At 51.9% G+C, this 7,550-nt stretch carries 4 protein-coding genes and 1 pseudogene; 2 read left to right on the top strand and 3 right to left on the bottom strand.

Going from position 1 to position 7,550, the window contains the following annotated elements; genetic code table 11:
• Positions 1-1,240 precede the first annotated feature (1,240 nt).
• Positions 1,241-3,709, top strand: coding sequence for a phenylalanine--tRNA ligase subunit beta (pheT, locus tag WKK33_RS08480; RefSeq protein WP_337933355.1), 2,469 nt, complete (start codon positions 1,241-1,243; stop codon positions 3,707-3,709).
• 12 nt (positions 3,710-3,721) lie between these two features.
• Positions 3,722-4,447, top strand: coding sequence for a YebC/PmpR family DNA-binding transcriptional regulator (locus WKK33_RS08475; RefSeq protein ID WP_337469242.1), 726 nt, complete (start codon positions 3,722-3,724; stop codon positions 4,445-4,447).
• A 366-nt stretch (positions 4,448-4,813) separates the two neighbouring features.
• Here WKK33_RS08475 and WKK33_RS08470 read toward each other — a convergent pair whose 3' ends face one another.
• The 3 genes and pseudogenes from WKK33_RS08470 to WKK33_RS08460 form a co-directional block, all read right to left on the bottom strand.
• Entirely contained in the window at positions 4,814-6,001 is a 1,188-nt protein-coding gene (locus tag WKK33_RS08470; RefSeq protein ID WP_337933353.1) for an AGE family epimerase/isomerase, read from the bottom strand.
• Positions 6,002-6,013: 12 nt separating this feature from the next.
• A complete protein-coding gene (locus tag WKK33_RS08465; RefSeq protein ID WP_337933351.1) occupies positions 6,014-6,931 on the bottom strand; it encodes a dihydrodipicolinate synthase family protein in 918 nt (305 codons plus the stop codon).
• A 33-nt stretch (positions 6,932-6,964) separates the two neighbouring features.
• Positions 6,965-7,495 (bottom strand): annotated as a pseudogene (locus WKK33_RS08460) (MFS transporter); the annotation flags it as partial.
• Positions 7,496-7,550: the final 55 nt, after the last annotated feature.

Here is a 7,550-nt window from a genome sequence, read left to right as displayed (position 1 = left end):
CACTTTATTTGATGAATTTTAATAACTATGCGATTTTATCGCATCAGTACTAGTTGACCTATATAGGTAATTGGATTTTAGTTCTTGATAGTGTTTGTTTCGGACGGGCTTCGATGGTTGCTTTCATGGCGTGTCTGACTATGCGTGATACGCAAGCGGAAACGAGAAGCTGGATGAAAAGTTGGTGAGGGATGAAAGGAGCCGATCATGTCCTAACAATCTTCTTGTTCTCTTCTGATGTCAAATTGGACTTGAGCGACAAGCGGTCGTTGCTTCGGATTTGTGCTCCCTCCATACAAGTGCTTTGCTTCACATCTCGATGCCTTCGTGTTTTCGTCTTTGGGTCCCAGGCGTTTTTGTGGTCTTGTTGTTTCTTGTTGCCGCTATTCTTTTGCCATATCGTATGCTTGTATGGTAACATGGGTTACGGCAGGTTAAGCGTAGGTTGTAGGTTGAATTGATGCGTGGGATGCATGTTATAATAATTTGTATAGAATACTGACATTTATCTACGTCTTTTGAGATAGATGATATGGAATGTGTGATTCTCGATTTTGGCCTTTGCGCGTGCCGTGTCTTCTGTCTTGGTCGATGAAAAACGGGCTGCCTCATTGTCGTTTGGTATGTGCCAGATTGCGAAACGACCATGTGTTGAGTCTCGAAAGGCCATGTGTCGAGTAGAGGTTAGGTATGTATCGCGTTGGGATGATTCGTATTTTATGGAGAGGAATGTTCGGTATCGAATTTTGAATGATCCGTGATTATTGTAAGTGATTGCATTTTAGGTTGTTGTAAATGTATGCTAAGGGTCTCTTGTTTGCAAGCAAGAGGTGCCTGGATTGATGGTGTCGTGGCTTTTCAGAAGGAGACTTGTTGAGATGAATCGCATGAATTTCAAGGGTGCTGATTCGGCTTGGTCTATGCGAAGTTTACTCGTTAGATGGGTGGATTCGCATTTTTGGCATTCGCCTTGGTTCGCCGCTAATCGTCTTGTGGTGTCTCGCAATTTCGAATGACGATAAAGTTGGTTGCTCAATGTTTTAGTTGTCCTATTTTTGCAATGCATTTTTTGCATTTTCGGTGCTTTTTGTTAACATGGCGTTCGCAACCTCGCCGTGGTTTGCCACCGCCCCTTAGCCGGGACGAGGAAAAATATGTTAATCATGTTTTTGATAGTTCATGGAATTTTAGTAATTTTGCATGGAATTATAAAGAATAGGTAAAAACAAACCATATAAGCATGAATATTTCGTATAAGTGGCTGAAAGAATACGTCGACTTCGATCTTACGCCGCAGGAAACCGCCGACGCACTGACGTCGACTGGACTTGAGGTGGACGCGCTCGAAGAGGTGCAGGCCATCAAAGGAGGGCTGAAGGGTCTCTTCGTGGGTAAAGTTCTCACTTGTGAGGCCCATCCCAATAGCGATCATTTGCATATCACAACCGTAGACCTTGGCAAGGGCGAGCCCCAGCAGATCGTGTGTGGCGCACCCAATGTGGCTGCTGGCCAGAAGGTCATTGTGGCCGACCTGGGCTGCGTGCTCTATGATGGCGACAAGGAATTTGTCATCAAGAAATCGAAACTACGTGGCGTAGAAAGCCTTGGCATGATCTGCGCCGAGGATGAGATTGGCGTGGGCACCGATCACACCGGTATCATGGTTCTCCCCGAGGAGGCCGTGGTGGGCACGCCTGCAGCAGAGTATTTCCACTTGGAGAGCGATTGGCTTATCGATATCGACATTACGGCCAACCGCGCCGATGCGCTGAGTCACTATGGTGTGGCGCGCGACCTCTATGCTTGGTTGGTGCAGCGTGGCTATCAAACCAGCCTCCATCGCCCTGACTGCTCAAAGTTTGTGGTCGACAATGAGGATCTGCCCATCGATGTGGAGATCGAGAACCACGAAGCTTGCAAGCGCTACGCTTGTGTGAGCATCACGGATTGCGAGGTGAAGGAAAGCCCGAAGTGGTTGCAGGAGAAGCTGACGACCGTCGGCCTGCGTCCCATCAACAATATTGTGGACATCACCAACTATATCCTGATGGCTTACGGTCAGCCCATGCACTGTTTCGATGCCGACATGGTTACCGGTCATAAGATCGTGGTGCGTACGCAGCCTGAGGGTACCAAGTTTGTTACTCTCGATGGCGAGGAGCATATCCTGGGCGAACACGACCTGAGTATCTGCAACGCTGAGGAGCCCATGTGCATTGCCGGAATCTTTGGCGGCAAGGGCTCGGGTACTTATGAGACAACCCGCAATGTGGTGCTTGAGAGCGCTTACTTCCATCCCACCTGGATCCGCAAGAGCGCACGCCGCCATGGCCTGTCTACCGATTCCAGTTTCCGTTTTGAGCGTGGTGTCGACCCCAATGGTACCATTTACGCCTTAAAGCAGGCCGCTATCCTCTGCAAGGAACTGGCGGGCGGAAAAGTGTCGATGCAGATCAAGGATGTTTATCCTGAGCCGCTGCCCAACTTCCCTGTGCGACTCAACTACGAATATTGCGACCGCCTCATAGGCAAGCGCCTGGGCGTGGAAACCATCAAGAGCATCGCCACAAGCCTCGAGATGAAGATCGAGGGTGAGGATGCCAATGGTCTTGACCTTGTGGTTCCGGCTTATCGCGTCGACGTGCAGCGTCCTTGCGACGTAGTGGAGGACATCCTTCGCATCTACGGATATAATAATGTGGAGATTCCCACACAGCTGAAGTCGTCGCTCACTGTGCCCGATGAACACGACAAGGAGCATCGATTGATCAACATCGTCAGCGAGCAGCTTGTGGGATGTGGCTTCAACGAGATTTTGAACAACTCCATGTCGAAGTCGAGCTACTACGACCACGATGAGCTCAACGCCTATCGCTGGGCCAACACCGTGAAGGTGATGAACCCGCTGAGCGCCGACCTCGGCGTGATGCGCCAGTCGCTCGTGTTTGGCGGATTGGAGTCGTTGGCTCGCAATATCAACCGCAAGCGTTCGAACCTGAAGTTCTTCGAAGTGGGCAACGCTTATCACTACGATCCCGAGAAGGACGATCACGACAACTCTATTGTGGCTTACACGCAGGAGAGTCACCTCGCCCTTTGGATCACGGGCAAGCGCGTGGAGGGCTCATGGGCCCATCCCGATGAGGACACCAGCTTCTATGAGTTGAAGGCTTACGTGGAGAACATCCTCCGTCGCGTGGGTGTGGCCGGTGGCATGGTTGTCAGCAGCCAGTCGGAGAACAATCTCTTCTCTGAGGCTCTCGTACTGAAGAATCGTGGTGGTAAGGTGCTGTGCGAATATGGAAAGTTGACCAAGAAGGTCTGCCACACGTGCGGCGTTGAGAAAGACGTGTATTACGCCGACATCAATTGGACAGCAGTGATGAAGGCCATCAAGAAGAATAAGGTGGAGTTTAAGGAACTCTCGAAGTATCCTGCCGTAAGCCGCGACCTCGCTTTGCTCATCGATAGCAACGTGGAGTTTGCCCAAATAGAGCAGATTGCACGCCAAAGCGAGAAGAAACTGTTGAAGGAGGTCGACCTCTTCGACGTTTATCAGGGCAAGAACCTGCCTGCTGGAAAGAAGAGCTACGCCGTTAACTTCATCCTTGAGGATGAGGAGCGCACGCTCAACGACAAGCAGATTGACGCCATCATGCAGAAAATCATTAAAAACTTAACAAACAAACTCGGAGCCGAACTCCGATAAACAACAATTCCAATGGGAAGAGCATTTGAATATCGCAAAGCGACAAAGTTGAAGAGATGGGGCCACATGGCCCGCACGTTTACTAAATTGGGTAAGGAGATTGCCATCGCTGTGAAGGCTGGTGGCGGTGAGCCTGAGAACAACCCGCGCCTGCGTGCCATCATTGCCACGTGTAAGCGCGAGAACATGCCGAAGGATAATATCCAGCGTGCCATCAAGAATGCACTGGGTAAGGACACCACCGATTATAAGGAGGTGCCTTACGAGGGATATGGTCCTCACGGTATCGCCATCTTCGTGGACACACTGACCGACAACACCACGCGTACCGTTGGTGACGTGAGATCAGTGTTCAACAAGTTCAATGGCAACCTTGGAACCCAGGGATCACTGAGCTTCCTCTTCGACCAGAAGTGTGTGTTCTCTTTTAAGATGAAGGAAGGCGTTGAGATGGACGACCTTATCCTCGACTTCATCGACTACGGAGTGGACGATGAGTACGACACCGACGAGGAGACAGGCGAGATTACCATCTATGGCGAGCCTACCAGCTTTGGCGACATTCAGAAGCATCTTGAGGACAATGGCTTTGAGATCACAAGTGCAGAGTTCACTCGCATCCCCACCGATCTGAAGGATGTGACTCCCGAGGAGCGCGAGACCATTGATAAGATGGTGGAGAAGCTCGAGGACTTCGACGACGTGCAGAACGTGTATACCAACATGAAGCCTGAATAAGACTCTGTAAACGAATCGATCATAACCATAAACGCCGACTTTCCTTTGTGGAGAGTCGGCGTTTTTAGTTTATCCCCAATCGGTCATTAGACTGCAACAGGTGGATTGTAAGAATCTTATGGGTTCTTTTCAACTCCTGCCAGCGTTTCTTTCGGCATCATGCTTCGGGTTGCGTTTCGCCATAGTCCGCTATGGCTTCATCGCGCCTGTCGCAACCTGCTCGAAACAAAAGCTAACAGGAATTAAAATCTAATGCCGATATGGGTTTATGTATGGTGTTCCGAATGGGGTGTGGAATGCCATTCCTCATTTGGATTCGAGCAATATGTCCTTGCGGTTCCTCTTGGTCTTACGCCCTATCGAGTATTAGATGTTTGTGGCTGTGGGCATGGCCGTCAGCTGGCATCCCTTGATCATCATGCGGGGAACGTGGAACGGACCCTTAAAGATGTTGCCCTTGGCAGGCTGCGCCACGGTGCCGTCTCGATGGAGGTAACCATACCATTCGCCATATTCGGCATCGGGGAAGTGGTTGTAGGTCCACTCGCTGATGAGATTGTGGCGGAATATGTACTTCTCGTCGCCCGTGGCTCGGTAGGCGTAGAGTGAGGCGATGATGGTCTCGCATTGTGGCCACCAGAACTTCATGTCCTGCGAATAGTCCTGTGGAGGCAGGTTGCGGCAGTCACGGAAGTTGATGATTCCGCCATATTGCTTGTCCCAGCCCCATTCCCACGACCAGTCGAAAATCTTCAAGGCGAGGTCGCGAAGGTCGCTGTCCCACCCGCGATGGTACAATTCCTCAAGCAGGAACCATGCCGTTTCGATGCAGTGTCCGGGGTTGATGGTGCGTCCGATGCTATTGTCGATGAACTCGCCGTTGGGGCCTACGGTCTCTAAGAGGGCCTTAAATTCAGGATGTATGAAGAGACGGCGCAATTTGTCCACTGAGTCATCGATCTGCTGGGTGAGCTTCGGGTCGTCAATAACCTTGCGCAAACAGGAGCCCACATTGATGAGAATCATTGTGATGCTGTGGCTTTCCATCTTCACCTCAGGCTCAAACTTAGGAAGCAGGAAGCCCGGTGTGGTGAGGAAACGCTGTGTGTCGTTGAATACCTGTAGGGCGCGTTGAGCCCAGTGGTCTTCGCCTGTGGCCAGCGCATACTCCGCCATGGCGATTGCGGCAAAGGTCTCGCTGAACACGTAACGGCGCTTGCGCAGGGGTTGTCCGTCGGCTGCAACTGTGAAATACATGTGTCCATCAGCGTCGAAACAATGCGCTTCGATGAAGTCGAGACAACTCTTGGCTGCGTCGAGCCACTCTTGCTTGCGCTCAATATTGTTGTAGGCGAATGCGCAAATGAAGCCAAAGCGCCCCTGGAACCACACGCTCTTGGTGGTGTCGATAACCGAACCGTCGCGGTTTAGGCAGGTGTATACGCCGCCGTTCACCCGATCGAGGCCGTGCTCCAACCAGAACGGCATGATGTTCTCTGTGAGGTCGCGGCGATAGCGGGCGCCCCAGTCGTTGAGATATTGGTTGATGTCCATGATCGTAAGGAATTAGAACACGTTGGCGTGGTTAAAGAAATCGATGGCCTCGAGCTCCTGGCGCATGCGTGCCTCTTCCTCGTCGGTCATGTTTTGGAACGGAACGCGGTTGGGACCGAGATCGAATCCCAGCAACTTCATGATGCGCTTGCCGCCCACGATGTTGCCGCGGAAGTGGCAAATGACGTTGATGACGGCTTGCGCATAGTCTTGGCAGCTGCGCGCACCCTCAATGTCGCCCTTGGCCCAGCAGTCGAGAATCGATACCAAACCACGGCCATTGTAGTTGCTTGTTCCGCAGATGCCGCCTTGTGCACCGCCCAGTGCCAGCTCAGCCAGGATGGTCTCATCCTGTCCGTGCAGCATGTCGAATTTGCCATCCTTATACAGACGGCACTGGTTGTACTCGTAGAGGCTCTCGAAGGTGTACTTGATGCCGGCGAAGTTGGGTATGCGTCCGTCCACCGCTTTCAGCAAATCGAGCATAGAAAGGTAGCATCCGTTGAATGCGGGGATGTGGTAATAATAGAACGGAAGGCTGGGAGCGGCAGCCGCAATGGTCTCGCAGTATTTCACAAGTTCCTCAATTTGTCCGATGTGGGGGAAAGGGGGAGCCATAGAACCGATGCCCCACGCGCCAATCTTGGCGGCGTGCTCAGCCAGTCTGACACTATCGCGCAGGCAGCAACTGCCTACATGCACAATGACCTTAAAGCCCTCGGGGGCAGCCTTCATCCACTCCTCAGCCAGCGCCATGCGCTCTTCCACGGTGAGCATGTAGCCCTCACCCGATGAGCCATTGATGAAAACGCCCTTAAGGCCATTCTTGTAGAGCATGGCAGCGTAGGCTGCGATGGGCTCCAGGTTCACGTCGAAATTGTCCTTGAACGGTGTGAACGGAGCGTCGATGAGTCCGATAATCTTTTCCATAATGATGGTTTTTCTTTGTTATTTATGTTGTGTTTAATCGATGTTGTCGCTCTTGGGCTTGAGGACGAATAGTTGCAGGGCCACGGCCACGAGCACTACTACGGCCAGCATGGCGAATCCTTGGCCGAGGTTTCCACCGTCGGTCCACTTGCCCATGAGCTGGGTGACAGCTGCTCCGGCGAACACTCCCACCATGTTCATCACGCCATAAGCCGTGGCGCGATGCTTGGCCGAGATAATTTGGCATAGGATGGGCATGTTGTTACAGTCGAACATACCATAGCCGATGCCGAAGAACATGCCTGCGCCAACCACCGCAACGATGCTGTGGCCAAAGCCCAGGAGCACAAGAGAGGGAATGGTGAGTGCCAAACCGATGGCGCTCGTAAATATGCGGCCTCGGATATTGCGTTGCACCCAGCGGTCGGAGAGAATGCCACCGATGATGACTCCGATGAACGAGGAGAGCGCAATGGTGAACGTAGAGAGTGGTCCTGCTTGTGCCATAGGTATGTTGAGGTTCGAAGCGAAGAGCGTGGGCAGCCAGTTTTTTGTGGCCCATCCGGTAGGGTGTTCAAAATTTAGATATAAATCTGACATAAAAAGTGCAAGATTTCAG

The organism is Hallella sp. (assembly GCF_037460745.1).
GTDB classification, from domain to species: domain Bacteria; phylum Bacteroidota; class Bacteroidia; order Bacteroidales; family Bacteroidaceae; genus Prevotella; species Prevotella faecis.
The sequence above is the reverse complement of the archived record's forward strand: the minus strand, read 5'-3'. Positions and strand labels throughout refer to the sequence as shown.